Origin of the sequence: Streptomyces sp. NBC_00878, assembly GCF_026341515.1 — a bacterium.
Lineage (GTDB): Bacteria > Actinomycetota > Actinomycetes > Streptomycetales > Streptomycetaceae > Streptomyces.
The window spans coordinates 4,017,873-4,043,258 of the sequence record NZ_JAPEOK010000001.1 but is presented as its reverse complement, the minus strand read 5'-3'; the positions used below and the strand labels follow the sequence as shown (position 1 = coordinate 4,043,258).

The 25,386-nt window shown below is 69.7% G+C and carries 20 protein-coding genes and 2 pseudogenes; 13 read left to right on the top strand and 9 right to left on the bottom strand.

Features of this window, described 5'->3' with window-relative positions:
• The first annotated feature begins 57 nt into the window (after positions 1-57).
• The 4 genes and pseudogenes from trpS to OHA11_RS16840 form a co-directional block, all read left to right on the top strand.
• Positions 58-1,125 carry a tryptophan--tRNA ligase gene (gene trpS / locus OHA11_RS16855; protein WP_323186576.1) on the top strand — a complete coding sequence of 356 codons (1,068 nt, stop codon included), beginning with the start codon at positions 58-60 and terminating at the stop codon, positions 1,123-1,125.
• Between the two features lie 181 nt (positions 1,126-1,306).
• Positions 1,307-1,885 (top strand): 2'-5' RNA ligase family protein, encoded by a 579-nt coding sequence (locus tag OHA11_RS16850; protein ID WP_266497038.1) that lies wholly within the window; start codon positions 1,307-1,309, stop codon positions 1,883-1,885.
• A gap of 43 nt (positions 1,886-1,928) precedes the next feature.
• Entirely contained in the window at positions 1,929-3,137 is a 1,209-nt protein-coding gene (locus OHA11_RS16845) for a hypothetical protein (RefSeq protein WP_266497036.1), read from the top strand.
• A 253-nt stretch (positions 3,138-3,390) separates the two neighbouring features.
• A pseudogene (locus OHA11_RS16840) lies at positions 3,391-4,227 on the top strand (YihY/virulence factor BrkB family protein); the annotation flags it as partial.
• A gap of 322 nt (positions 4,228-4,549) precedes the next feature.
• Here the strand turns inward: OHA11_RS16840 and OHA11_RS16835 are convergent.
• The gene (locus OHA11_RS16835) at positions 4,550-5,683 is read right to left on the bottom strand and encodes a D-alanyl-D-alanine carboxypeptidase (protein WP_323186575.1); all 1,134 of its coding nucleotides are present in this window, start codon (positions 5,681-5,683) and stop codon (positions 4,550-4,552) included.
• A 13-nt stretch (positions 5,684-5,696) separates the two neighbouring features.
• Between OHA11_RS16835 and OHA11_RS48350 the strand changes: the two genes are divergently transcribed.
• The 4 genes from OHA11_RS48350 to OHA11_RS16820 all read left to right on the top strand — a co-directional run bounded on the left by OHA11_RS48350 (position 5,697) and on the right by OHA11_RS16820 (position 8,225).
• Positions 5,697-6,002: a hypothetical protein gene (locus OHA11_RS48350; RefSeq protein WP_323186574.1), complete on the top strand. Its 306-nt coding sequence runs from the start codon at positions 5,697-5,699 to the stop codon at positions 6,000-6,002.
• Positions 6,003-6,083: 81 nt separating this feature from the next.
• Positions 6,084-6,326, top strand: a complete 243-nt coding sequence (locus OHA11_RS16830) for an SCO4848 family membrane protein (RefSeq protein ID WP_266497032.1) — start codon at positions 6,084-6,086, stop codon at positions 6,324-6,326.
• Between the two features lie 14 nt (positions 6,327-6,340).
• Entirely contained in the window at positions 6,341-7,648 is a 1,308-nt protein-coding gene (locus OHA11_RS16825; RefSeq protein ID WP_266497030.1) for a metallophosphoesterase, read from the top strand.
• Between the two features lie 172 nt (positions 7,649-7,820).
• Positions 7,821-8,225, top strand: coding sequence for an ATP-binding protein (locus OHA11_RS16820; protein WP_266497029.1), 405 nt, complete (start codon positions 7,821-7,823; stop codon positions 8,223-8,225).
• A 172-nt stretch (positions 8,226-8,397) separates the two neighbouring features.
• On the opposite strand, the gene OHA11_RS16815 is transcribed toward OHA11_RS16820, so the two are convergent.
• Both OHA11_RS16815 and OHA11_RS16810 read right to left on the bottom strand, forming a co-directional pair.
• A complete protein-coding gene (locus tag OHA11_RS16815) occupies positions 8,398-9,843 on the bottom strand; it encodes a HAMP domain-containing sensor histidine kinase (RefSeq protein WP_266497027.1) in 1,446 nt (481 codons plus the stop codon).
• Positions 9,840-10,529, bottom strand: coding sequence for a response regulator transcription factor (locus OHA11_RS16810; protein WP_266497026.1), 690 nt, complete (start codon positions 10,527-10,529; stop codon positions 9,840-9,842). The genes OHA11_RS16815 and OHA11_RS16810 overlap by 4 nt, the downstream gene beginning before the upstream one ends.
• 167 nt (positions 10,530-10,696) lie before the next feature.
• On the opposite strand from OHA11_RS16810, the gene OHA11_RS16805 reads away from it, so the two are divergent.
• A complete protein-coding gene (locus tag OHA11_RS16805) occupies positions 10,697-13,114 on the top strand; it encodes an MMPL family transporter (RefSeq protein WP_266507238.1) in 2,418 nt (805 codons plus the stop codon).
• A gap of 13 nt (positions 13,115-13,127) precedes the next feature.
• On the opposite strand, the gene OHA11_RS16800 is transcribed toward OHA11_RS16805, so the two are convergent.
• The 4 genes from OHA11_RS16800 to OHA11_RS16785 all read right to left on the bottom strand — a co-directional run bounded on the left by OHA11_RS16800 (position 13,128) and on the right by OHA11_RS16785 (position 15,397).
• Complete coding sequence (locus OHA11_RS16800; protein ID WP_266497025.1) at positions 13,128-13,904, bottom strand: TetR/AcrR family transcriptional regulator; 777 nt, start codon at positions 13,902-13,904, stop codon at positions 13,128-13,130.
• A gap of 9 nt (positions 13,905-13,913) precedes the next feature.
• Positions 13,914-14,429, bottom strand: a complete 516-nt coding sequence (locus tag OHA11_RS16795) for a thiol-disulfide oxidoreductase DCC family protein (RefSeq protein WP_266497023.1) — start codon at positions 14,427-14,429, stop codon at positions 13,914-13,916.
• Between the two features lie 5 nt (positions 14,430-14,434).
• On the bottom strand, positions 14,435-14,842 hold the full coding sequence (locus OHA11_RS16790; RefSeq protein WP_266497022.1) for a hypothetical protein: 408 nt from the start codon (positions 14,840-14,842) through the stop codon (positions 14,435-14,437).
• Positions 14,843-14,986: 144 nt separating this feature from the next.
• Positions 14,987-15,397, bottom strand: a complete 411-nt coding sequence (locus OHA11_RS16785) for a VOC family protein (RefSeq protein WP_266497020.1) — start codon at positions 15,395-15,397, stop codon at positions 14,987-14,989.
• 260 nt (positions 15,398-15,657) lie between these two features.
• Here OHA11_RS16785 and OHA11_RS16780 point away from each other — a divergent pair, with 260 nt between their 5' ends.
• The 4 genes and pseudogenes from OHA11_RS16780 (at position 15,658) to OHA11_RS16765 (ending at position 20,353) form a co-directional block, all read left to right on the top strand.
• Positions 15,658-16,899 (top strand): RNA-guided endonuclease TnpB family protein, encoded by a 1,242-nt coding sequence (locus OHA11_RS16780; RefSeq protein ID WP_266497019.1) that lies wholly within the window; start codon positions 15,658-15,660, stop codon positions 16,897-16,899.
• Between the two features lie 43 nt (positions 16,900-16,942).
• Positions 16,943-17,362: pseudogene (locus tag OHA11_RS16775) on the top strand (aldo/keto reductase); the annotation flags it as partial.
• A gap of 127 nt (positions 17,363-17,489) precedes the next feature.
• Positions 17,490-17,882 carry a hypothetical protein gene (locus tag OHA11_RS16770; protein WP_266497018.1) on the top strand — a complete coding sequence of 131 codons (393 nt, stop codon included), beginning with the start codon at positions 17,490-17,492 and terminating at the stop codon, positions 17,880-17,882.
• Positions 17,882-20,353, top strand: a complete 2,472-nt coding sequence (locus OHA11_RS16765; RefSeq protein WP_266497017.1) for a DUF4132 domain-containing protein — start codon at positions 17,882-17,884, stop codon at positions 20,351-20,353. The genes OHA11_RS16770 and OHA11_RS16765 overlap by 1 nt, the downstream gene beginning before the upstream one ends.
• A 17-nt stretch (positions 20,354-20,370) precedes the next feature.
• Here OHA11_RS16765 and OHA11_RS16760 read toward each other — a convergent pair whose 3' ends face one another.
• Both OHA11_RS16760 and OHA11_RS16755 read right to left on the bottom strand, forming a co-directional pair.
• On the bottom strand, positions 20,371-21,588 hold the full coding sequence (locus tag OHA11_RS16760) for a serine hydrolase (RefSeq protein ID WP_266497016.1): 1,218 nt from the start codon (positions 21,586-21,588) through the stop codon (positions 20,371-20,373).
• A 243-nt stretch (positions 21,589-21,831) separates the two neighbouring features.
• The gene (locus tag OHA11_RS16755; RefSeq protein ID WP_266497015.1) at positions 21,832-25,341 is read right to left on the bottom strand and encodes a DNRLRE domain-containing protein; all 3,510 of its coding nucleotides are present in this window, start codon (positions 25,339-25,341) and stop codon (positions 21,832-21,834) included.
• Between the last annotated feature and the right edge of the window lie 45 nt (positions 25,342-25,386).

The following is a 25,386-nucleotide window of genomic DNA, read 5'->3' as shown; positions in this document are numbered from 1 at the left end:
CACATATGTTTCCGGCCAGTTCCGGAACGGCCCCTGACACCTGAGAGAATGGTGAGTATGGCTTCAGACCGCCCGCCCGTCTCCCACCACCGCCCTCAAACGGGGCGCTCCGCGCCGCTGCCCAGTTTGCGCGTGCTTTCTGGAATCCAGCCCACCGCAGGCTCGTTCCACCTCGGCAATTACCTCGGCGCCGTCCGTCAGTGGGTGGCCCTGCAGGAGTCTCACGACGCGTTCTACATGGTCGTCGACCTGCACGCGATCACCATTCCGCAGGACCCCGCGGACCTCCGCGCCAACACCCGGCTCGCCACCGCCCAGCTGCTGGCCGCCGGTCTCGACCCGGAGCGCTGCACGCTCTTCGTCCAGAGCCATGTCCCCGAGCACGCACAGCTCGCCTGGATCATGAACTGCCTCACCGGCTTCGGCGAGGCGTCCCGCATGACCCAGTTCAAGGACAAGTCCGCCAAGCAGGGCGCCGAGCGCGCCTCGGTCGGCCTCTTCACGTACCCGATCCTCCAGGTCGCGGACATCCTGCTCTACCAGGCCAACGAGGTCCCCGTGGGCGAGGACCAGCGCCAGCACATCGAGCTGACGCGCGACCTCGCCGAGCGCTTCAACGGCCGCTTCGGTCAGACGTTCACCGTCCCGAAGCCGTACATCCTCAAGGAGACGGCGAAGATCTTCGATCTCCAGGACCCGGCGATCAAGATGAGCAAGTCGGCGTCGACTCCGAAGGGCCTCATCAACCTCCTCGACGAGCCGAAGGTCACCGCCAAGAAGGTCAAGAGCGCGGTCACCGACACGGACACGGTGATCAGGTACGACGTCGAGAACAAGCCCGGTGTCAGTAACCTGCTGACCATCTACTCCACCCTCACCGGCACAGGTATCGCGGAACTGGAGCAGAAGTACGTCGGCAAGGGTTACGGTGCGCTCAAGACGGACCTTGCCGAGGTCATGGTCGACTTCGTGACGCCGTTCCGGGAGCGCACCCAGCAGTATCTGGACGACCCGGAGACGCTCGACTCGATCCTGGCCAAGGGGGCGGAGAAGGCCCGCGCCGTCGCCGCGGAGACCCTCTCCCAGACGTACGACAGAGTGGGTTTCCTGCCGGCGAAGCACTGACCGGCGGGACGTCGGCCAGTACGACATCTGGTCCGGGACCCGGATACGAGACCAGGACAACATCGGTACGACAGCCGGTACGGGGCCGCACGGCCGTACAGTCGATAGCCGAACCGGCAGCAAAAGCTGCCCGTGAAGTACACCAACACGACGGAACATCAACACAACGACAGGAGACGACGTGGGGACCGTAACGATCGGTGTGTCGATCGCGGTCCCGGAGCCACACGGCAGCCTGCTCCAGGAGCGGCGCGCGGGCTTCGGCGACCCCGCGGCTTCCGGCATCCCCACGCATGTCACACTGCTGCCGCCGACCGAGGTCGACGACTCGGCGCTGCCCGCGATCGAGGCGCACCTCGTCGAGGTCGCGACCGCCGGCCGCCCCTTCCTGATGCGGCTGTCCGGCACGGGAACCTTCCGTCCGCTGTCGCCCGTTGTGTTCGTGCGGGTCGCCGAGGGGGCCGAGGCCTGTACGTGGCTGCAGAAGCAGGTCAGGGACGCGTCCGGGCCCGTCGCGCGCGAACTGCAGTTCCCGTACCACCCGCATGTGACGGTGGCGCACAGCATCGACGACGAGGCGATGGACAGGGCGTTCGAGGAGCTGGCGGAGTACGCGGCCGAGTGGCCGTGCACCGGCTTCGCGCTCTACGAGCAGGGCGCCGACGGGGTGTGGCGCAGGCTGCGTGACTTCGACTTCGGAGGCGCGGTCGTGCCGCCGCAGGCCACCCACGCGGAGCGGGGCCCGCTCCCGGCCCACTGACCGGCCCGGCGGGAGATCGGACGCTCCAGAGATCAGGGGGACCATGCGCAGGATCGTGACGGGGCTCGCCGTGCTGGGCCTCGCGCTGACCGGATGCGGTACGCAGGACGGCGGCGGTAGCGACGGCGACGGCAAGGCGAAGTCGCCCTCGTCGCCGACGGCAGGCAAGACATCTGGGCTGACCTGGGCGTACGACGAGATCCTCGACGACGAGAGCAAGCTGTCGGACGTGATCGCGACGGCCGACGACGACGTCTGGGTCGCGGGCACCGTCACCGCCACGGACAGCGAGAATCCGTCACCCGACGACGGTTTCCTGCTCCACCACGACGGCACGCGCTGGCAGCGGCAGCCGATGCCCGCCGCGCTCGGCTCCACCGTCCACGAGGCCCGTTTCGACTCCCTGGGCGCGGACGGGTTCCTGTTGACCGCCTCCATGTCGACCCTGGCAGGGCCACGGACGGTCCGCTGGGACGGCACGCGCTGGACCGCGCTTCCGGAGCTGCCGGGCGGCGGTGGCCGGCTCGTCGACATGAAGGCCTTCGCGGCCGACGACGTCTGGGCCCTGAGCGGCGAGTCGCGGATCCACCACTGGGACGGCACCCGGTGGAGCACCTCGACCCTGCCCGCCACCGTCGTCTCGCTCGACGGCGTCGCGGCCGACGACCTGTGGGCCGTTGGCTACAGCGAAACGGGTGACGGCAGTGACGGAGGAGAGTTCACACAGCCCGCGGCCGTGCACTGGGACGGCTCCTCCTGGCAGCTGACGGAGACCCCCGCCTACCGCTTCCCCGAGCCGGTGCCGCCCGAGCCCGGCGCCTCGATCGACAACGTCCTCGCTCTCGCGGCCGACGACGTCCGCGCGTACGGCATGCACAGCTTCAACCACGGCGAGGTCGAGGACGAACCCCAGGAGGAGGCCGTACGGCTGCGCTGGGACGGCTCCGACTGGGCCAAGGCGCCCGACGCCGCGGGGGACTGCGCCGGGCGTGTCCCGATGGCGGTCGACGGCACGCGTGGGCTCTTCCTGGACGGCAACCGGTACGTCGGCTCTGACGGTGCCTGTACGAAGATCAAACGGCCGCGGTTGCCCAGCGAGGGTGGGGTGCGGGCGACTTCCCGGCAGTCGTTGTGGCTGTCGGCCGTGGAGGTTGTGCCGGGCACCGACCGGGTTTTTGGCGTGGGGTACGTCCAGGTCAACCAGAGCGGGAATCCGATGAGCAAGTCCGTGATCGTGTCGCTCAAGCGGTAGCGCTTCGCGGGGAGCGGGGAGCGGGGAGCGGGGAGCGGGGAGCGGGGGGCCGGGGGGCGGGGGCAGTACTCGTAGTGCGGGTCGTGGGGGCTTGTCGCGCAGTTCCCCGCGCCCCAGCCACTACGGCCTCGGGTTCACCTCCCCGCGCGCGGACACCGTGTCCGGCGCCGGAATCGGCATGGCGCTCGCCACTGTTCTGCGCTTCTGGGGTACCCGGTCTTTGGTTTTCCGAGGCGAGGGGCAGAGTCGGATCATGGACTGGCTGAAAAAGCTCCCCGGCGTGGGCCCGTTGGTCACGCGTCTGATGGCCACGCACGCGTGGCGCTCGTACGAACGACTGGACCGGGTGAAGTGGACGCGGCTCGCCGCCGCGATGACCTTCATCAGCTTCATCGCGCTGTTTCCCCTGATCACCGTCGCCGCCGCGATCGCCGCCGCGACCCTCGACAAGGACGGGCAGCAGAAGCTGGAGGAGAAGATCGCCGAGCAGGTGCCCGGCATCTCCGGCCAGCTCGACATCGGCGGCCTCGTCGCCAACGCCGGCACGGTCGGGCTCATCGCGGGTGCGCTGCTGCTGTTCACCGGCATCGGCTGGGTCGGTTCGATGCGCGAATGTCTGCGCGCGGTCTGGGAGCTGCCGGACGACGAGGAGAACCCCGTCCTGCGCAAGCTCAAGGACGGGGGCGTACTCGTCGGACTCGGCGGCGCCGTGCTCGTCACCATCGCCGCCTCCACCGTCGCGTCGACCGCGGTGGGCTGGACGGCCCGGCAACTCAGCATCGACGAGGACGGCTGGGGCGGGGTGCTGCTGCGGATCGCCGCGTTCGCCGTGGCCGTCCTCGCCGCCTTCCTGCTGCTTCTGTACATCCTGACGCTGCTGCCCGGCGTCCAGCCCGCGCGGCGCCGCCTCATCGTCGCCGCGCTGATCGGCGCGGCCGGCTTCGAGCTGCTGAAGCTGCTGCTCAGCGGCTATATGCAGGGCGTCGCGTCGAAGAGCATGTACGGGGCGTTCGGGGTGCCCATCGCGCTGCTCCTGTGGATCAACTTCACCGCGAAGCTGCTGTTGTTCTGCGCCGCCTGGACGGCGACGCCGCACGAGGAGCCGACCGAGTCCGAAGGGCCCGAAGGGCCAGAAGGGTCTGACCGGCCAGAAGGGGCTGACGGGTCTGTCGGTACCGATGGGCCCGACGGTACCGATGGGGCCGACGACTCCGGCAAGGAGAAGAAGGAGGAGGACGGACCGACCGGGTCGGACGAGACCGCCGGCCCCGCAAAGTCCACCGCCACCGCCACCGGCTCCGGCTCCGGCAAGTCCACCAGGTCTGCCAAGTCCACCGAGTCCACCGAGTCCACCGAGTCAGCCAAGTCCACCGGCTCCGCCAAGCCCGCCGACGTCAGTAGATCCACCGGTGTCAGCGGCGGCGGCGCATCAGGTCGGGGAGCGGCCAGCGGCGGTTGATCACGAAGACGCCGGCGGCGAGGAACACGAGCACGCCGCCGGTGATCGCCAGCGCGATACCGACGCCGCCCGAGCCGCTCGTCTTCGTCGAGGCCGCGACGGGCTTCGAGGAGGCCTTGCCGTCGCCCGAACCGCCTGCCTCGCCCGAGGCGTTCGCGCCCGGCTGCGCGCCCGTGTCCGCGCCCTTCGGCGCCACCAGCTCGCCCACCGGCTCGACCTTGCCGGACGCCTGGAAACCCCAGTCGAGGAGCTTGGCGGTCTCCTTGTAGACCTGGTCGTGCTCCTCCTTCTGGGGGTTCATGACCGTGACGAGCAGTACCTTGCCGTCCCGCTCGGCGACCCCCGTGAAGGTCGAGCCCGCGTTCGTGGTGTTGCCGTTCTTCACACCCGCGATGCCTTTGTAGGCGTCGAGACCGTAGTCGCCGCTCAGCAGCCGGTTGGTGTTCTGGATCTCGAAGGACCCGCGGGTCGTCTTGCCCTTCTTGTTCTTCTTGGTCTCGCCGGGGAACTTCGCGCGGACCGTCGAGCAGTACTCCCGGAAGTCCTTCTTCTGCAGGCCGGAGCGGGCGAACAGGGTCAGGTCGTACGCCGACGACACCTGCCCCGGCGCGTCGTAGCCGTCGGGGCTGACCACATGCGTGTCGAGTGCCTGGAGCTCCTCGGCGTGCGCGTTCATGTCCTTGACGGTCGGCTCGACGCCCTTGTTCATCGCGGACAGGACATGGACGGCGTCGTTGCCGGAGCGAAGGAAGACGCCGAGCCACAGGTCGTGGACCGTGTACGTCTCGTTCTCCTTGACGCCCACCATGCTGGAGCCCGAGCCGATGCCCGCCAGGTCGGACGACACGACCTTGTGCTTCTGCGTCCTCGGGAACTTCGGCAGCAGGGTGTCGGCGAACAGCATCTTCAGCGTGCTCGCCGGGGGCAGCCGCCAGTGCGCGTTGTGCGAGGCGAGGACATCGCCGGACTCGGCGTCCGTGACGATCCAGGAGCGGGCGCTGAGGTCCTTCGGGAGGACCGGGGCGCCGGTGCCGAGGTTCGCCTGGGTGCCGGACCGGCCGAGCTGGGCGCCGCCCACGGTCGACATGTTCGCCGGGGGCGTGGCCGTTGGGCTGGCCGACGTTCTGCTCGACGAGGAGGCCGACGGTGAGGTCGACGTCGACGGAGTCGCCGACGGTGTCGAGGTCGGCTTGTCGTCCGCGAGGGCCGGCGCGGTGGCGGTCGCCGAGAGCGCGAGCGAGAACGACAACAGGGTGGCGGAGGTGACCAGCAAGGAGGACTTGGCGGTCTTTTTCGAAGCGGGCACGATCGAGAACGTACAGGGCGTCGGGCGGGAAGTCGCGTGGACCTGCTCCCGGTGGCTCGTACCACCATGGTCGTTCCCGCGGTGCTGCTCCCCGCTGTGATCCTCCCCGCCGTGGCCCTGGCCGCCGCGGACCTCCCCACCCCGGGCGCCGGTGCCGTTCGACGGCGGCGATACTGAACCCATGAAGCTCAGCCGTCCCGTGTCGTGGTTCCTGCTCGCCTTCGGGGCGTGGAGCTGGGTCATCTGGATCACTTTCGTCAAAAACCTCTGGAAGGACGGGAGCGGCCTCGCGTTCGACGACGCGGGCGATCCGACCGGGTACTTCTGGGTGCACCTGACGCTCGCCGTTGTCTCCTTTGTTTTGGGGACGGTCGTCGGTGGCATCGGGTTGCGCGGTGTTCGAGCCTTGCGTCACACGTCTTAACGGGGAGTCTCCGCGTGGTCATCGTGTTTCTGGTCCTGGCCCTGGCCGTGTTCGGCGGGCTGCACTGGTACGTGTGGCGTCGGATGGTGCGCGACACGACCGCGGGGCCGGGAGCCGCCCGACGCGTGGGCACGGTCGTGATCGTTGTCGGGCCGGTACTCATGTTCGCGGGGGTCGCCGCCGAGCGGGCGGGGGCGCCGTTCTGGCTGCAACAGGTGCTGGCCTGGCCCGGCTTCCTGTGGATGGCGTTCTCGCTCTATCTGCTGCTGGCTTTGCTGGTGGGGGAGGTTGTGCGGCCCTTGCTCCGGCGGGTGCTGGAGCGGCGTTCGACGCCCACGGCGGAGACGGCGGACGTACGCGAGGACGCACCCGTACCCGCGCGAGTCCCAGACCTGGAAGCCAAGCCCTACTCCGAAGCCGAAGCCGAAGCCTCCTCAGAAGCCAAAGCCGAGGCCGGGGCCGGGCGTTCCGAGAAGCCGGAGCCCCTGGTCACCGGGCCCTCGCGTCGTCTCTTCGTGTCGCGTGTGGTGGGCGGGGCCGCTGCCGCCGCGGCTGTGGGGACGGTCGGATACGGGACGTACGGCGTCCTGCGTGGGCCCAGGGTGAAGCGGGTCACCGTGCCCCTCGCGAAGCTCCCGAGGTCGGCTCACGGGTATCGGATCGCCGTCGTAAGCGATATCCATCTGGGGCCCGTGCTGGGGCGTGGGTTCGCGCAGAAGGTGGTCGACACCATCAACTCGACGCAGCCCGATCTCATCGCGGTCGTCGGGGACCTCGTCGACGGCAGCGTGAAGGATCTAGGTCCCGCGGCCGCGCCCCTCGCCCAGTTGAAGGCGCGGCACGGGTCGTTCTTCGTCACGGGCAATCACGAGTACTTCTCCGGTGTCGACGAGTGGGTCGCGCACGTACGGGAGCTGGGGCTGCGGCCGATGGAGAACGCCCGTACGGAGTTGGCCGATTTCGATCTCGCCGGTGTCAACGACGTGGCCGGTGAGGACGAGGGGCAGGGGCCCGACTTCGTCAAGGCGCTCGGGGACCGGGACCGGACGCGGGCGTGTGTGCTGCTCGCCCACCAGCCCGTGCAGATCCATGACGCCGTGGAGCACGGCGTGGATCTTCAGCTGTCGGGGCACACGCACGGAGGCCAGTTGTGGCCCGGCAACCTCGTCGCGGACCGCGTCAATCCGACCCTGGCCGGTCTGGAGCGGTACGGGGACACGCAGCTGTACGTGTCGCGGGGCGCCGGAGCCTGGGGGCCGCCCACGCGGGTCGGTGCCCCCTCGGACATCACGGTCGTGGAACTGGCTTCCCGACAGGCCTGAGGCGCACACCTCCGTGTGAGGTTCCGCTCCTTCCGCTGTGACAGCGCTGGGAATACGTGCTCTCGACCGGATCTGACGCGTTCACGTGGGGTTGACGATTGCGTGAGTGACGCGATGAGGTCAGCCCACGCAGCACCTTGTGATGAAGGTGTGCGCGGGACGAGGAGCAAACGTGTTGAGACGCAACTCCTTCCGGCTGCCCCGGCACCCGGCTTCGGTCGGGCTCGCCCGGCGCCGGGTGCGTGACCACCTGTCGAACTGGGGGCACAGCGCGGGGGAGCCGGCGTTCGAGGACGTAGTGCTGCTGGTGTCCGAGCTGGCGACGAACGCGGTACGGCACGGACCGCTGCTGGAGCGGGAGTTCGAGGTCGCGGTGACCGCGCTCGCGGACGGCTCCTGCCTCATAGAGGTGTCCGACGAGAGCCCCGTACAGCCCCGGTTGCGGTTGGTCGGAGAGTACGACGAGGAGTCCGGCCGGGGCCTGACCCTGGTGGAACACCTCACAACGGCCTGGGGCGTCTGGACCCGCGGAGGCTACGGAAAGACGGTATGGGCACTGGTCCCGGCGGCGCCGTAGCGCGCGGGGTCAGGGCCGTACCCCCGTTCTTTCGGCAATGCCGCGCCCCGCTCTTTTAGCAGGGCCGCACCCACGTTCCTTCAGGGGCGCGGGGAACTGCGCGACCAGCCCGCACCGCCCCGCAGCTCACCACGCACCAGTAGCCCCCTGACTGAAGAGCCAGTCAAAAAGATCACCCCCCACACGCCTTCGCAGGCAACGTAACCGTCACTGCCAACCCCTCCCCGGGCGCCGTCCGCACCGCCACCTCACCCCCGTGAGCCATGGCCACCCCCTGCACGATGGCCATGCCAAGGCCGCTCCCCGCACCCCCACCCGCTCGGAAGAACCGGTCGAAGATGCGGGAGGCATCCTCCTCGTCGAGCCCGGGCCCCTCGTCGGCGACGCAGAGCCGGACGACTCCGTCCACCCGCTCCAACCCGAGCGTGACCGCGACATCCGCGGGCGTGTGCGTCCGTACGTTCGCCACGAGGTTGCCAAGAATCTGACGCAGGCCCGACTCGTCGGCGTGTATCAGGAGGGCTCCTTCGGCGCCCACGGACACCGGGCGCTCGGGCTGCTGGGCCCGCAGATCCTCGGCCGCGTCGCGCACGAGGCGGCTCAGGTCGACGTTCTTGAAGCGCAGCTCGGGCTGCTGGTCGAGGCGGGCCAGGGTGAGCAGCTCGTCGACCAGGCGGGCCATGCGGTCGGCCTCCCCGGTCATCCGGTCCCAGGCCCGCTTGCGCTCGGCCGGCTCGCGCAGCATGCCCTTGTCGTACAGCTGGAGGTAGCCGCGGATCGCCGACAGCGGCGTACGCAGTTCGTGGGAGGCGTCCGCGACGAAGCGGCGCAGCTGTGTCGCGCTCCGCTCGCGGGTGCGGTACGCCGACTCGACCTGGTGGAGCATCGAGTTGAGGGCGAGTCGCAGTTGCTCGACCTCCTGGGTCGGGTGGTGGCTGGACGGCACCCGGCGGGCCAGGTCGCCCTCGGCGATCGCCGACGAGGTCTCGACCATGTCCTCCAGGGGGCGCAGCCGACGGCTCACGCTGAGCATGGTCAGTACGGCGAGGAGCGCCAGCAGCAGGACGCCGAAGGTGAGGTCGAGCTTGAGGGCCTTGGCCATCCCCTTGTGCAGGGCGTCCGTCGAGGTGGCCAGCAGGATGGTCGTGCCGTCCGTGAGGGAGACGGCGGTGACCCGGTACGGATTGCCGCCCACGCTCACGTCGTGCGGTTCGGCGTCACCGGTGAGCGCGCGGGGGTCGTCCACCGCGGCTGCCAGGTCGTTCTGGTTCTCCGTCGGCTTGAAACGGCCGATCGTGGTGGCCCGTCCCTCGCCGTCGACCGCCGCGAAGAGGGAGTCCGAGTTCGGCGGCCCCTGTGTTTCCGGGATCCTCCCGTCGCGGACGAGTGCCAGCGCGCTCAGGGAGTCGATCTGCCGGGCGGTGATCTGCGTACTCCCCAGCGAGTCCCGTGTTTTGAGGAGCTCCGAGTCGATCTGGTCCAGCAGGTAGTACCGCATGCCCATCAGGCTGACCGCCGTCGCCACGATGATGCCGAGCGCCAGCAGCGCCACGTTGGCCAGCGTCAGCTTGCCGCGCAGCGAGTGGATGCCACGGCTGTGGCAGCGCAGGAAAATCATGCGAGCCCGTATCCGACGCCCCGGCGGGTCGTGATCACCGGGGCGCCGAGGGCGTCGAGTTTGCGGCGCAGATAGCTGATGTACGTCTCCACGACGGTCGACTCGGCCGGGTGCTCGTACTGCCAGACGTGGCGCAGGAGCTGCTCCTTGGGAACGATCCGGCCGCCGTTGCGCACGAGGAAGCGCAGGAGCGCGTACTCGGTGGGGGTGAGCTCGACCGAGCGGCCCTCGCGGTGCACCGAGTACGTCGTCTCGTCCAGCTCCAGGTCTCCGTAGCGCAGGGGCGGGCGCTCGGGGAGGACGTCGGACGGGCGGGTGCGGCGCAGGACCGCGGTGATGCGGGCGATCACCTCGTCGATGTTGAACGGCTTGGTGATGTAGTCGTCGCCGAAGGCGAGCGCGCCGACGATCTCCGCGGGCGCGTCCCGCGCGGTCAGGAACACCAGGGCCAGGTCGGGCTGTTTCGCGCGCAGCTCGCGGCCCAGCGCACGGCCGTCGCCGTCCGGGAGCATCACGTCGAGGAGCGCGGCGTCCGGGCGGGTGCGCTCGGCCAGCGTCAGCGCCTGGCGCACGGTCCCGGCCGTCATCACCTCGAAGCGGTGGTAGCGCAGGGCGATGGCCAGGACGTCCGCGATGCTCGGTTCGTCCTCGACGACCAGGACGGTCGCACCCTCGTGAGCGTTCATGCCCCCAGTATCGGCGCGGGCACTGACAACGGGGCCGGGTCGTGCTTTGGAGTTCCTTGTGAGTCATGGCCGAGTCGTGTCCCCGCGCGCGTGGTGCCCCGATGCTGAGCCGCAGGACCTGGGGGACCGACCGACGACCGACTAAGGAGCGTTGAGGCGTGACGACATTGGCACGGTGGTGCTATCGGCACCGGCTGGTGGTCCTGTTGCTGTGGGTGGGGGGAGTGTTGGGGCTGGGCTTCGCGGGATCCGCCGCGGGCACGAACTACGCGGACACCTTCACCCTTCCGAACACGGACTCCACGCGCGCGTACGACCTGATGGAGAAGGCCTTCCCGGAGAGGTCGGGCGACACCGACACGGTGGTGTGGAAGGTCGACGCGGGTACGGTACGGGACGCGTCCGTACGTTCCCGGATCGAGCCCGCCCTGGAGGAGATCGGGCGCATGAAGGGCGTCGGCGAGGTCAGCAGCCCGTACGCCCCCCAGGGGGACACGCAGATCAGCCGGAACGGGCGGATCGCCTATGCCCAGGTGACCTTCACCGAGCAGGCGAACGGCGTCCCCAAGGAGCTGGTGCAGGACGTCGTCGACACGGCGCAGGACGCCGAACGCGCCGGTCTCCAGGTGGAGCTGGGCGGGCAGGCGATCACCCGGATCCAGGAGCCGCCCACCGGCATCGCCGAGATGGTCGGCATCCTGGCCGCGGCGATCGTCCTCTTCCTGGCCTTCGGCTCGCTCTTCGCGATGCTGCTGCCGCTCGTCGTCGCGATCGCGGCCCTCGGCACCGGCCTGATGGGGACCTCGCTGCTCAGCCATGTCACCGACGTACCCGAGGTGGCCCCGCTGCTGGGTTCGTTGATCGGCCTCGGCGTCGGTATCGACTACGCGCTGTTCATCGTCACGCGGCACCGGCGCGGCATCCTGCGCGGCATGAAGCCCGAGGAGTCCGCCGTCACGGCCCTCAACACCTCGGGCCGCGCCGTGCTGTTCGCGGGCGGCACGGTGTGCATCGCGCTCGCCGGCATGCTCGTGATGAACATGCGCTTCCTGGACGGCGTGGTCGTCGCGACCTCGCTGACCGTCGTGCTCAGCGTGCTCGCCGCGATCACCCTGCTGCCCGCGCTCCTCGGCATGCTCGGCATGCGCGTCCTCAGCCGCAGGCAGCGGCGCAGGCTCGCCGCGGCGGGACCGGAACCGGCGGAGGCGAGCGGCCTCGCGGCGCGCTGGTCCTCGTACGTGGAGAAGCGGCCGCGCTCGGTCGCCGCCGGGGCGCTGGTCGTGATGATGATCCTCGCGCTGCCCGTCCTGTCGATCCGGCTGGGCGCCACCGACCAGGGCAACCACCAGGACTCGACGACCACGCGGCAGGCGTACGACCTGCTCGCGGAGGGCTTCGGGCCCGGCTTCAACGGTCCGCTCCAGGTCGTCATGGACGGCGGTGACGCGGACGCGCTCGTGTCGACGATCCGGTCGACCGAGGGCGTCGCCCAGGTGGCCGCCGCGCCGCCTTCGCAGGGCATCACGGTGATCCAGGTCGTACCGACCACGTCACCGCAGTCCGAGCAGACGGACCAGCTCATCGACCGCCTGCGGGACGGCGTGATCCCGGCCTCCGGGACCGAGGCCCATGTGGGCGGCGTGACCGCCGTCTTCAAGGACTTCGCGGCCGTCACGGGGGAACGGCTGCCGTACTTCGTCGCGGCGATCATCTCGCTCGGCTTCCTGCTGCTGATGGTGGCCTTCCGCTCCCTGGTGGTGCCGCTGACGGCAGCCCTGATGAACCTCATCGCGGCCGCCGCGTCCTTCGGAGTGCTGGTCGCGATCTTCCAGTGGGGCTGGGGCACGGAACTCATCGGCGTCGGCAAGGAGGGGCCGATCACGGCCTTCCTGCCGGTCATCATGCTGTCGCTGCTCTTCGGGCTCTCGATGGACTACCAGGTGTTCCTGGTGAGCCGCATGCACGAGGAATGGGTGCACACCAAGGACAACGCGCGGGCGGTCCGGGTCGGCCTCGCCGAGACCAGCCGGGTCATCAACTGCGCGGCCCTGATCATGATCTGCGTGTTCTCCGCGTTCGTCCTGAGCGGCGACATGGAGGGCGCGATGGCGGGCATCGGGCTCGCGGCGGCGGTCGCGCTGGACGCGTTCATCCTGCGTACGGCCTTGGTGCCGGCCGCGATGCACCTCCTGGGGAACTCCAACTGGTGGCTGCCCGCCGGTCTGGAGAAGCGGCTGCCGCACCTGGCGGTCGAGCCCCGCGAGGAGGAGGTTTCCGAGCCCCACGCGCGCGTGCCCGACGCCGACGGCGGTTCGACCGTCATCCACGGCTTCGTCCGCACCCCGGACGGCGCCCCCGTCGAGGGCGCCGCGCTGACCCTGCTCTCCAAGGGCGGCCGCCAGCTCGACCGGGTGACGTCCCTGGCCGACGGCTCGTACATCGTCTCGGTACCCTCCGCGGGCACGTACCTGCTGGCCGTGACAGCCACCGACCACCCGTCCCGAGCCCGGCACGTGATCGTCGGCGCCGAACCCCTGGTGTACGACGTGGAACTGGCGGAGGACGAGGTGGACGCGGTGAACTGACCGCGCGGGGGCGCTATTTCGCGGACTTCTTGGCGGGGTCGGGCAGTGCGTTCGTCATCCCCGGCAGGAAGTCCGTGAACAGTTCGTGCACCTCGCGGACCAGAGGCCGCAGTACGCGGAAGCGGGCCAGCGAGATGCCGAGCGAGGTGAGCCGGGCGCCGCGTTCGGCGAGGCGGTAGCTGCGCTCGCGGCCCTCCGTGCGGTCGAAGACCCAGTACAGGACGAGCCCCATCTGGGAGAGCCACAGCAACTCGGGGAGCACCTCCCGCAGTTCCGCCGGGATCTTCGCCTTGGAGCCCGCCAGCACCTCGCGGCAGACCCCGATGGCCTCCACGCGCGCGTGCTCCGACTCGGCGGAGAACGGGCTGAGCGGGCTGTCCGGATCGGCCGCGTTCTTGAAGAACTGCACCGCGAACTCGTGGTACGGCGTCGCCACGTCCAGCCACGCCTTCAGGACCCCGGCGATCCGGGCCTCCAGATCCGTCTCCCCTTCCAGGACCTCGCGGACCGCCACCCGGTGCTCGGCGGCGAGCCGGTCGTAGAAGCCCTGGATCAGGTGTTCCTTGCCGGCGAAGTAGTAGTACGCGTTGCCTACGGAGACCCCGGCCTCCTGGGCGATGGCCCGCATCGTCGTCTTCTCGTAGCCCCGCTCCTGGAACAGGCGCATCGCCGTCTCCAGGATCAGGGCCCGGGTCTGCTCGCTCTTGGCGGGCGCACGGGACGGCCGGGCGGGGCCCTCCGGCTCCGCGGGGCCGTCCGGACGACTGGCACTGTCTTTCGCTGCTGGCACGGAGAGAGCCTAACGAGGCGCGCAGGTGCCGCTGTCGCAGGCGGGCGGGTCGTAGGTCCAGCCCGCGCGCGGGTGGTACGCCCATCCGTCGGCCGCGTAGTAGGCGCCGCCGCCCCAGGCGCCCTGCTGCCTGCGCGCCCGCTGCCCCGCACGCCACTTGGCGGCGGCGAGGACCGCGCCCCGCGCGAGGCGGGCCCCGGCCGGGGTGCTGAGCCGGTGGGCCGTCGGGCGGTGCTCGGCGAGTGCCCACAGGGTGACGATCCAGGCGGCGGTGGACCGGTAGACCTGGCCCGCGTCGCCGACCACGGTGATCTCGTCGAGCGTCGCCGCGTGGTCGAGCCCCGGGAAGCGCCGCCGGGCGGCCTCCGACGCGGCGGGCACCAGCTCCAGGGGCACCAACTGGCGCTGCCGTACGAGCCAGTCGCGCAGGAAGGCGCAGAGCGAGCACTGCGCGTCGTACAGGACGGTGAGCCCGAGGACCGGGACGCGCGCGGCGTCCCGGTCCGGGGTGGTGGCGGTGGCCATCGCGGTCACGCCCCGGCCGCCGGAGCGACCCAGTCCTGCGGCGGCACGGGCGGCTGCTGCTCGCGCTCCATGAGGCCCCGGCGCCGGATCTTGTTGAGCACGTACACGTTGCCCAGGTGCATGGCACCGAGCACCAGCAGCACCACGCCGAGCTTCGGCGACAGGGCCTCGAACACCCCGCGGGCGTCGGCGATCTCGGCGTCCTGGCTCAGATAGAGCGCCACGAAGCCGAGGTTCACCAGGTAGAAGCCCACCACCAGCAGGTGGTTGACGGCGTCCGCGAGCTTCTCGTTCCCGTGCAGCACGTCGGCCAGAAAGATCCGCCCGTTGCTGCTGAGCGTCCGTGCCACCCAGATCGTCAGCGCCACGCTGACCAGCAGATAGATGACATACGCGACGACCGTGAGGTCCATCGTCCCCACCCCTTCCCGACTTCTTGAACGCGTTCAAAACGCTGTCGAGGAAGAATGTAGACCTGTTTTTGAACACGTTCAAGTCGATGGTCGGGCGTGCGTGTGTGAGCTGCGGCTCAGGCAGTGAGATGGTGGGGGCGAGGCTCAGTCGGCGCGCGCCAGTTCCGGCCGCTTGCTGTAGTCCGTGAAGCCGATGACGTTGCCCCAGGGATCCGCGATCTCGACGGTCCAGCCGGTGGCCACCGGGAACGGCTCGTCGAGGGGCTGGATCCCGGCCGCGGTCAGCGCCCGCGCCGTCGCCCGCGCGTCCCGCACCTCCAGCCAGACGCGGCACGCCGGCCACGACGGTGTCCGTCGTCCGAGCTCCTCGTCCATGCGCAGCAGCACGCCAGGAGTCTCGTTCCCCACCTTCAGCAGGGCGATCCCGGCCTCGTCGAGGCGGAACGCCACCGGGAAACCGGCCCGCCCGTAGAAGCCCAGCGCCTCGTCGAGATCCCCGACGGGCAGCAGTACGTTGTCGAAACCGAGCAGTTCGTACGACTTGTCATCTGACATACCGTCAGAATAGGTCGCCGTCCGCTCAGGGCGACGGAACCGGCCGCGGCGTCGCGCGCGTGGCGAGCAGCCGCAGTGCCCTGTCCGACGGCTACCGGAATCCATTCGTAGTGCTCCGGCCTTCAGGCCGGAGGCGAAGCGAATCTGATGCCTGTACCGCTGCACGGCGGAGCCGGGTGATGCCTGCCGCGGTTGGGGGTGAGTGGGGGAACGGATGTTTCGGGTTCATCAGGGCGAGGGTCGTTCGTACGATCGTCGGCGTGCAGCTCCGATACTCCTTCAGGTTGTACCCGGAGCCCGGCCAGGCGCGTGCGCTGTCCCGGGCGTTCGGGTGCGCCCGTGTCGTGTTCAACGACGCCGTGCGGGCCCGGCGCACTGCCCGTGAGCAGGGACTGCCGTACCCTTCGCTCGGATTGTTGTCCAAGACGTTGGTGACCCAGGCGAAGAAGCGTCCGGAGCGGTCCTGGCTGGGCGAGGTCTGCGCGGTCGTGCTCCAGCAGTCCCTGCGCGATGTGGAGTCCGCCTACCGGGGCTTCTTCGCCTCTCTCAAGGGCGAACGCAAAGGCCCCAGGGTGGCCGTTCCCCGGTTCAAGTCCCGCAAGGACTCCCGGGCCTCGATCCGCTTCACCGCGAACGCGCGCTGGTCGGTCACCGCGAGTGGGCGGCTGAACCTGCCGAAGATCGGGCCGGTGAAGGTCGCCTGGTCCCGGCCCCTGCCCACCACCCCCTCCAGCGTCACCGTAATCAAGGACAGTGCGGGCCGGTACTACGCCTCCTTCGTCATCGACACCGACCCCGATGCCGACGCCGCCGTCATGCCCGACAGTGACCAGGCCATCGGCATCGACCTCGGCCTCACTCACTTTGCTGTTCTCTCCGACGGCACGAAGATCTCCTCTCCGAGGTTCCTGCGCCGCGCGGAGAAGAAACTGAAGAAGACCCAGCGGGAGCTGTCCCGCAAACAGAAAGATTCGAAGAACCGGACCAATGCCCGGTTGAAAGTCGCCCGCGCCCACGCGAAAGTGGCCGATGCCCGCCGCGAGTTCCACCACCAGCTCTCCACCCGGCTGATCCGCGAGAACCAAGCGATCGCCGTGGAAGACCTGGCCGTGAACGGCCTCGCGCGCACCCGCCTGGCCAAGTCGGTCCACGACGCGGGCTGGTCGGCGTTCGTGAACATGCTGGAATACAAGGCCGCCCGGTACGGACGGACCTTCGTCAAGATCGGCCGGTTCGAACCGACCAGCCAGACCTGCTCGACCTGCGGCCACCGCGACGGGCCCAAACCCCTCCACGTCCGACAGTGGACCTGTGCCGCCTGCGGCACGACCCACGACCGGGACACCAACGCCGCGAACAACATCAAGACGGCCGCCGGACTGGCGGCAACAGCCTGCGGAGCGCCGGTAAGACCAGGACTCGTCCCGGCACAGCGTCAAGAAACAGGAAGCCACGGAATCCCTACCAGGCGCCGTGCCGCGAAGCGGCACAGCACCCGCTAGGGACGGCCAGAATCCTCGCCCTTCAGGGCGAGGAGCATGTCAAGGCATGGGCACGCTGACCTGGGGCCCGCTCAGCGCCGGCTGGCTCTCCGGCCGAGACCTCTCGGCCAGCGGCCGCGCCAAGCTGGAGGGGTTCAAGTTCGACCCGGCCCTGCCCGGCAACGCGGCCAAGCTCGCCGCGGTCGCGGACCTCAAGAAGGTCGCCGCCGACGCTGGTCTTTCACTCCCGCACATGGCCCTGGCCTTCGTACGCGCCCACCCGGCCGTCACCTCGGCCATCATCGGCCCCCGCACGATGGACCAGCTCACCGACCTGCTGGCCGGCGCGGACGTCACCCTCGACGACGCGATCCTGGACCGTATCGACGAGATCGTTCCGCCCGGCACGGACCTGAACCGCGCCGACAACTACTTCGTCGAGCAGCCGGCCTTGGCGGACCCCGCCCTGCGCCGCCGCCCGTAGCGCGGACGGTTCGACCACAGCGCGCACGGTACGCCCACAGCGCGGCGGGGCCTCGAAACCGGGGCCCCGCCGCCTGTTTCTCCCCTGCGGTGACTGATTGTCAGTGGTGCCTCGTACTGTCGACGGCATGGGAATGGTGACGTTCGTCGACGAGACGACAAGTGGGGACCGCGGCGCGGGCTGGGGGCTGGAGATCGCCGAGGAGCGGCTCGCACTGCGCGAGTTGATCCGACGGCGGGTCTTCCAGGAGGTCGCCGAGTTCAACGCGCGTACGCCGGAGGTGTTCCAGGGCCTGGTGCAGCCCAAGGACACCGAGCGGGTGCTGAACGGCTACGCGTTGCGGACGCCCCGGCGGATAGACCCCGAGGCGCAGACCGAGCTGGCAATCAAGGCCTTCGCGGGGAACGGATTTCTGGTGCTGGTGGGGGACCGGCAGGTCACCGACCTCGACGAGGAGATCGAGCTCACGCTCGGCACCGAGGTCACGTTCCTGAAGCTCGTCGCCCTGGTGGGTGGCTGATGACGTCGATGCGATCGCACAGGCAGAAGATCCGTAACCAGATCGCCGCGGGGAACATGGGCAGGCTCGCCGACGAGGCGCTGAAGGCCGCTGTCGCCAACCACGGCTTCTGGGGTGACGACTGGTGCGAGGTCTTCGACACCCTGCGCAACCTGCCCATGGAGGAGCGCCGTCGGCTGGCCCACGCGCTCATCGAGCGCTTCCACTCGCTCGGCACGGAGTCGGAAGCCCAGCAGAAGGTGCTGACGCTGCTCGGCGTCATGGCCCGCGACCTGCCCGACGAGTTGCTCCTCTCCACCGAGCGGCTGGCGGAGCTCGAAAAGCTCGGCACCCAGCACTCCTTCTGGCACGCCGAGCGCCTTGACGTCCTGGCGGAGACGGAGCTCGCGACCGGCAGACAGCTCGCACCCTCCGTCGTCGCCGTCTTCCGCCGTACGGCCCTGATCGCCTACCGCTCGGAGCACCTCGTGGAGCTGGTCAAGAAGCTCACCACCCCTGTCCTCAACGTCGGCGAGGCGTGGGCCGATCACGCCATGGAGCAGCTCACCGGCTCGGACGACGACCCCTGGCACGCCCTGCTCGCCCACGCCCTCGCGGCCACCGCCTCCAAGCCCAACGCCAAGTGGGACAAGCAGGCCCAAGCTCTCATCGACACCATCGGAGCGGACCGGGTCAGGGAGACCACACTGTCCTGGCTCGCCCTCGTCGGCCGCCCGCGCACCATCCCGCTGGAGCGCCAGACGTACGACCCGGACGTCAACAACGCCTACGACCCCTACAACGCCAACGCCCTGCGCGGACTCGCCTGGCTCCTGTCCCTCCTCCCGCCGCACCCCGACACGGCCCGGGCGCTGGGCGCGCTCGTCGAGACCTCCCTCAAGAAGGTCGCCGGAATCGGCCCCCGCAACCCGAAGGTCGCCAACGCGGGCGTCATCGCGCTCTCCCGCGTCGACAGCGAGGCAGCCCTCGCCGAACTGGCCCGCCTGGCCACGCGGGTGACGTACAAGAACACGGCGAAGCTGCTCGACGGGGCGTTGGAGGCGCGGGCCACGGCTCTCGGCCTGAGCCGGGAGGAGATCGAGGAGCTCGCCGTCCCGGCGTACGGGCTCACCGAGGTCGGGCGTGCCCGGCATCAACTCGGGGACGCCACCGTCCTCATCGAGGTCCACGGCTCCAAGGCCGTCCTCAGCTGGCGCAACGCGGTCGGCAAGGAGGTCAAGAGCGTGCCCGCCGCCACGAAGCGGGACCATGCCGACGAGCTCAAGGAGCTCAAGGCCGCCGCCAAGGACATCGACAAGATGCTCTCGGCGCAGGCCGAGCGGCTGGACCGCCAGTTCCTGGCCCGGCGCACGTGGGCGTACGACGCCTGGCGCGAGCGCTACATCGACCACCCGCTGGTCGGCACCCTCGCCCGACGCCTCCTGTGGACGGTCGACGGCAGACCGGTCGGCTTCGCCGACGGCGAGCTGCGCATGCTCACCGACGACCCGGTGACCACGGGTTCGGAGGTCGGGCTCTGGCACCCCGTGGGCCGCGAACCGGCCGAGATCGTCGCCTGGCGCGACTGGCTGGAGGGGCACGAGATCACCCAGCCGTTCAAGCAGGCCCACCGTGAGGTGTACCTGCTCACCGACGCCGAGCGCGCCACGGGCACGTACTCGAACCGTTTCGCGGCGCACGTGCTGCGGCAGCACCAGTTCAACTCGCTGGCCGCGATCAGGGGTTGGCGCAACAAGCTCCGGCTGTGCGTCGACGACTCGGCTCCGCCGGCCAGCCGGGAGCTGCCTCAGTGGGGCCTGCGCGCCGAGTACTGGATCGAGGGCGACGGCGAGGAGTACGGCGAGGACACCACGGAATCCGGCAGCTACCTGCGGCTGCGCACCGACCAGGTCCGCTTCTACCCGATAGACGCCCCGGAGAACTCGGCGCACTGCTACGGCGGCGAGTACAGCATGTGGCTGGAGAACGGCCAGGACCCGGTCGAGCCCCTGCCCCTCGCCGACATCCCACCCCTCGCCCTCTCCGAAGTCCTGCGCGACGTCGACCTGTTCGTGGGTGTCGCGAGCGTCGGCAACGACCCGACCTGGCAGGACGGCGGCCCCGGCGGCCGCTTCCAGGAGTACTGGTCGGGATACAGCTTCGGCGAGCTGAACCAGAGCGCCGAGACCCGCCGAGCCCTCCTCGACCGCCTGATCCCCCGGCTCGCGATAGCCGACCGCTGCACCCTGGAGGGCCGCTTCCTGCACGTGAAGGGCGAGCGCCACACGTACAAGATCCACCTCGGCTCGGGCAACATCCTCATGACCCCGAACGACCAGTACCTGTGCATCGTCCCGAAGTCCGCGGCGACGCCCCAGACCGGCTACCTGCCGTACGAGGGAGACCGCACCCTCGCCGTCATCCTCAGCAAGGCGATGCTGCTGGCCAAGGACACCGAGATCACGGACCCGACGATCCTCAGCCAGCTGTAGCCGGTCACGGGGGCTCGTCAGAACGCGCAGCCGTGCAGCCGCCCACCCGTTGTGTGCTCAGCGGGCCGGGACGGGTTGGGCGGAGCCGGGTTGAGCCGGTATCGGGACGTCGAACGCCGCCCCCGCGATCCGCAGGACGTACGGCAGTTCCGGGGACCGGTCCGTCGGGTTGAGGGCGTAGACCAGGATGCGGCGGAGGTCACGGGTGGCGAAGGCGCCGCTCGTGTAGCCGGGGACGTGCCCGCTCTTGCCCCAGACGACCGTGCCGTCGGGGAACTCGGTGCGCTGGAGCCCGCCGTAGCTGAACTGCGTGTCGCCGTTCGCCGCGGCGGGCATCCGGAAGAGGTCCTTCTGCTGGGCCGGCGGGAGGAGCGGCCGCGGTACAGGGCCGTGAAGAAGCGTGCCAGGTCGGGGGCGTTGGAGATCATGCCGCCCTCCGCCCAGCTGTACGGGTTCTGGACGCTGACGTCCTTCAGATCGGCCGAGTCCGGTACCGCCACCAGGCCGCGTGTGTAGGGCGCCGGGATCGACCAGTCGTCCAGGGCTGGCACGTACGTGTCGCGCAGGCGGAGGGGGGTGAGGATGCGGGTGCGGACCTCGGAGCCGTACGTATGGCCAGTCACCTGCTCGATGATCAGGCCCGCGATGAAGTAGTTGATGCCGTTGTAGCGCGTGGCCCTGCCCGGTTCCGTCGGCTCGCCGCAGGCCAGTGACGCGTCCACGGCCTCGCGCGGTGACATGTCCTCCGTGGCGCAGGTCATGATCTGGAGACCGCTGGTGTGGCTGAGCAACTGGCCCACGGTGACGGGGTAGTAGCCGGGCGGCAGAAGGCCCGGCATCAACTCCTGCACCGTGTCGTCCAGAGTCAGCCGTCCCTCGGCGGCCAGTTGGAGCAGCACGGTCGACGTGAAGATCTTCGTGACGCTGCCGATCCTGAAGTGCGCGTCGGCGGACGGCACGGACGGACCGGCCGTGCCTGACCAGCGGCCGTCCGTGCCGGACATCCGGATCAGCCCGCCCGTCACGTTCTCGTCGGGCAGCCCGGCGAGAGATGCCCGCAGCGCCTCTTTGTCGAGCTCCCGGTCGCTCTTGTCGAGCCCTCGGTCACCTCGGGCCACACCGTGCCCGGGGCCCGCGGCCACAGCCGGCACGGTCCCCGCCACCAGCACGGCCGCCACCGCTCCGGCGGCCGCCGCCGTCCTCCAACGCCCCTTGTGCTCACGTAATTTCGCCATGCACACCAGCCTCGCGCCGCACAGCCCTCGCTTCCATCGGGAAGATCCCGGACAGGACCCTGACCTCACCCTGAGCCTCTTCCTGCCCGGCACGGGACCTGCCCTGGAGGCTTCAGTACTCTTCAGGCTGATTGCGGGAGGGGGAGCCGGTGGGCCGCGTGCGGGACGAGCGCTGAGTCCCCCGGCGGGAGGCTGATGAGACCTCAACCATGTCTCGATCGCCGTGAGTCGAGTCCAGAATCGTCATCCGATGGCGACGCGGGTCTTCCAGTAGCTCGCAGGGGCGATGATCTCGGTGCCGGAGCCCGAGAGGACCGTCTTGCCGCCCGCGTAGAAGCGGACCGAGCCGTCGGAGCGCACGGTCCAGATGTCGGGGATGGAGTCTCCGTTGGCGTCCGCTGTTCCGATGAGCAGTGGGATGTTGGTGCTGGACCATCCGGCGGCGCCGTACTCGGTGTCGGCGCCGCCTGAAGAGTTCGCGCCGGACTTCAGAGAGTCCATGCTGACCCCGCCGCCGCTTGCGGCGATTCCCTTGCGCAGCAGTAGGCGCTCGGAGACATCGGTGCGGTAGACGATGTCGGTGATGCCGTCTCCGCTGATGTCCTGGACGGTGACCAGGTCGCGCTCGGTCCATGTCGAGGCGGCCAGACGCATCGCCTGGTCGATGGTGGCTCCGTGGTAGCCGGTGAAGGCCCACAACTCGTCGCCGACGGTGGCGAAGAAGTCGGTCCGGCCGTCACCGGTGGCGTCACCGGCGGACACGATCTGGGTGAGGCTCGCCGGGCTGGGGGCGCCGTCGGGCAGCAGGATCTCGCGGCGCTTGTCGACGTTGACGGCGCCGTAGCCGTCGCCCGGGTAGACCCACAGCTTGCCTTCGACGCGGACGATGAGGTCCTGGAGGCCGTCGCCGCCGTAGACGTCGCCGTTGTGGGTGATCAGCGCGCCCGTGAAGTGGCCGGAGGGCGCGGCCACGAAGGGTGGCAGGTCGTCCCCGTTCGGGTCCTTCTCCGGATTGGCGCGGTAGGCGCCGGACATCGAGTAGTCCAGGTCGCCGGATCCCTTGGTGAGGTCGCTCGTGGCCTGCGAGGGGTACAGGGAGAGGTTTCCGCCCTCGGTGACGACCATCAGATCGGCGAGCTTGTCGCCGGTGAAGTCGCCGGGGGCGTCGGCCTGGTCGCGGGGCGTGACGTAGAAGAAGTACTTCGTCGGCTGCGAGACATTGCCCGCGCTGTCCACGGTCCTGACGTACAGCACGTTGGGACCGGCGGTCGGCGGCTTGGCGTTGCCGATGGTGGCGCTGACGGTGGCGGCAGTTCCGGAGGCACGCGTCAGCGAGCCGGAGTAGGTGGCCGAGTTGAAGCCGTACTCGTAGCGAACCACGTCAGTGTTGAGGGCGCGAACGGTGAAGGAGCCCGCGGTGCCGAACTTGAGGGTGCTCCAGTTGGCGTCCTCGGCGTCGTTGCCGAAGCCGTTCTCGCTGCCGTCCGCGTTCGGGAAGTCGGTGGAGCTGACCTTGGGCGGCTTGGGCGCGGCGGTGTCGAGGACGAAGCGGCACGGTGTCTTGGCCGGGGTGTAGCCGGAGGTGGCATTCGCGTCGTCGACGGCACGCACCCGCCAGGAGTAGACGGTGCCGTTGGTGAGGGTGCTGGTGGAGAAGCCGCTCGTGGTGCGCAGAGCGGTGTCCTTGTCGCCGCCGACGGAGACCTTTCCGGTGGACTTCAGCAGATCGCCCGTGGTGTCCCACTTGCCCTTGGCCCACAGGTCGAAGTCGAGATAGTCGAGGTTCTTGTCCTTGTCGGACGCCCGGGCGGTGAACGTCAGATTGCCCGAACCCATACGGACGTACGGCTCGGTGGTGGTGCACTTGCCCTCCGGGCCGAGGTCGAGCGACTTGGAGTCGACGGTCGGCTTGCGGTTGTAGACGAGCTCCAGGACAGGCGCGTTGTCCCCGTTGGCCCGGAACTTCTTCCACGCGTACTGCGAGTTCTCGTCGCGGGCCCGTAGACCGAACGTGATGGTGTCCTCGCCCTTGTCGGCCCGCTTCTGCGCGGCCTTCTTCACGTCGAAGGTCTCGTACGCGTCCCGGCAGCCGGACTTGTAGCCGTGCGCGAAGCTCTTGGTCGCGAACTTGTTTCCGTCGTGCAGCTTGGGGGCGTTCTTCCAGTTCGTGTGGGAGTTGATCTCGCCGGTGAGGTGCACGCTCATCGAGCGGTCGCTGCATGACCAGGAGTACGTCTCCAGCATGCGGAGCTTCGCGCTGGTGATCTTCGTGCCCTTGAGGTCCTTGTCGAAGGCGATGTTGAAGTACGAGCGCGAGGTGCCCCAGGTGTCGGACTCGAAGCCGACGCGGGCCTCGTGCGTACCGCCCTTGTTGAAGCCCTTGCCGTTGTAGAAGGTGGCGTTGGGGTGGCGGCTGTACGCCGTGGTCCAGTTCTGGGTGTGCTTCTTCACCGACGGGTCGATGAACACCGGGTATGTGGTGGCCGAGTCCACGAGGAAGTCCTGGGCGGGCGTGATCACCCAGTTCGCCCCGGACAGGTCAGCCTCCACGAGCTCCCCGCGCGAGTCGGGGGAGGGACCGTCGAGCCCGGGCAGACCGAGCGTGGCCGAGGAGCCGGTCGGCGAGGGCGCGGGCGTCGGCTCCGCCGGAGCGGAGGGCAGCGGGGACTCCGCGGCCGTGGGCTCCGGGCCGTCGGTGGCCGCCGGCAGCGTCTCGGGGGTGGCGTCGGTCTGCTCATCCGTTTCGATGAGCTCTTCGGTGGGGCTCGGAGTGTCGCTCGGTGTGCCGGTGGCCGTGTCGGTGGGGTTGGGGCTCTCCGAGGTGGTCGGCTGGGCGGTGGCGCCGACCGTACCGTCGGTGACCGCCGGGGCGCCGCTGCTGTCCCACATCAGCGGCGTGGGCGACATCGCGACCTCGTTGCCGTACGCGCTCTCGGCGGTGACGATGCCCGAGACCGGGTCCAGCCGGAAGGTCAGGTCCGCGGAGGTGATGCCGTACGACAGTTGCTTTGCGCGTGGATCGGCTGCGGCCTGCCGGTTCTTGAGGACGACGAGTTGGCCGAAGCCCTCGTCGTCGGCGGTGAGGACCAGGTCGGCGCCCGGGAAGATCTCCGGGTAGAGGGCTCGGGAGCCGTCGATGATCGGGGCGGGAACGGGGCCCGGCCAGGTGAGTTGAATGTCGTAGCCGTCAACGGTCAGGGTGACCAGGGGAGTCGAGGTCTCGTCTGCCGCGGCGGCGCCCTTGAGCCCTTTGAGCAGGGAGACGCGATGGGCCGTGCCACGGGAGGAGCGCTGCTCCTCTGCACGGCCCTTGGAACTGGCTTCCTTGGAGCCGGCCGAGAACACCATCCGCGCATTGGTGGCCCGGGGCTCCCAACCGGCCTTGGTGCGGTGGAGGTTGTAGTCGATGGCTTTCCACTCGCCGCCTACCTTGGCCCGCACCGGGGTGGAGTACAGCTTCTTGGCGAAAAGACCGTCGGGCCGGGCCCAGGTGGTTGAGCGGACCGTGCGCAGCGCGGTGACCTCGACGGACTTCCCGGTCTTCGCAGCCCGCGTGATGGCTGCGGCCTCGGTGACCGGCTTCGCCTTCCGGTCGCCGTCCACCTTGCCGCGGGGGCCGGAATCGTCCAGGCCGAGGCTCACGAAAACGATGCCGGTGGCGGCGAGAGCCGTCGCGAGTACGGCGGCGGTGGTGGTCCGGCTCCCGGGCGCTCGACGCCAGCCGCGTCTCTTGCCCGTCCTGGTGCGCGTCATCGGGCGAGTTCCCCTTCTCCCCTTGGAACCGGCGCGTGACAGGGC

Coding starts and splice junctions, on each gene's coding strand:
- trpS (WP_323186576.1), top strand. CDS start 58: ATGGCTTCAGACCGCCCGCCCGTCTCCCACCACCGCCCTCAAACGGGG.
- OHA11_RS16845 (WP_266497036.1), top strand. CDS start 1,929: ATGCGCAGGATCGTGACGGGGCTCGCCGTGCTGGGCCTCGCGCTGACC.
- OHA11_RS16835 (WP_323186575.1), bottom strand. CDS start 5,683: ATGTCGACCGTGGGCGGCGCCCAGCTCGGCCGGTCCGGCACCCAGGCG.
- OHA11_RS16830 (WP_266497032.1), top strand. CDS start 6,084: ATGAAGCTCAGCCGTCCCGTGTCGTGGTTCCTGCTCGCCTTCGGGGCG.
- OHA11_RS16815 (WP_266497027.1), bottom strand. CDS start 9,843: ATGATTTTCCTGCGCTGCCACAGCCGTGGCATCCACTCGCTGCGCGGC.
- OHA11_RS16810 (WP_266497026.1), bottom strand. CDS start 10,529: ATGAACGCTCACGAGGGTGCGACCGTCCTGGTCGTCGAGGACGAACCG.
- OHA11_RS16795 (WP_266497023.1), bottom strand. CDS start 14,429: ATGGCCACCGCCACCACCCCGGACCGGGACGCCGCGCGCGTCCCGGTC.
- OHA11_RS16790 (WP_266497022.1), bottom strand. CDS start 14,842: ATGGACCTCACGGTCGTCGCGTATGTCATCTATCTGCTGGTCAGCGTG.
- OHA11_RS16785 (WP_266497020.1), bottom strand. CDS start 15,397: ATGTCAGATGACAAGTCGTACGAACTGCTCGGTTTCGACAACGTACTG.
- OHA11_RS16770 (WP_266497018.1), top strand. CDS start 17,490: ATGGGAATGGTGACGTTCGTCGACGAGACGACAAGTGGGGACCGCGGC.
- OHA11_RS16765 (WP_266497017.1), top strand. CDS start 17,882: ATGACGTCGATGCGATCGCACAGGCAGAAGATCCGTAACCAGATCGCC.
- OHA11_RS16760 (WP_266497016.1), bottom strand. CDS start 21,588: ATGGCGAAATTACGTGAGCACAAGGGGCGTTGGAGGACGGCGGCGGCC.
- OHA11_RS16755 (WP_266497015.1), bottom strand. CDS start 25,341: ATGACGCGCACCAGGACGGGCAAGAGACGCGGCTGGCGTCGAGCGCCC.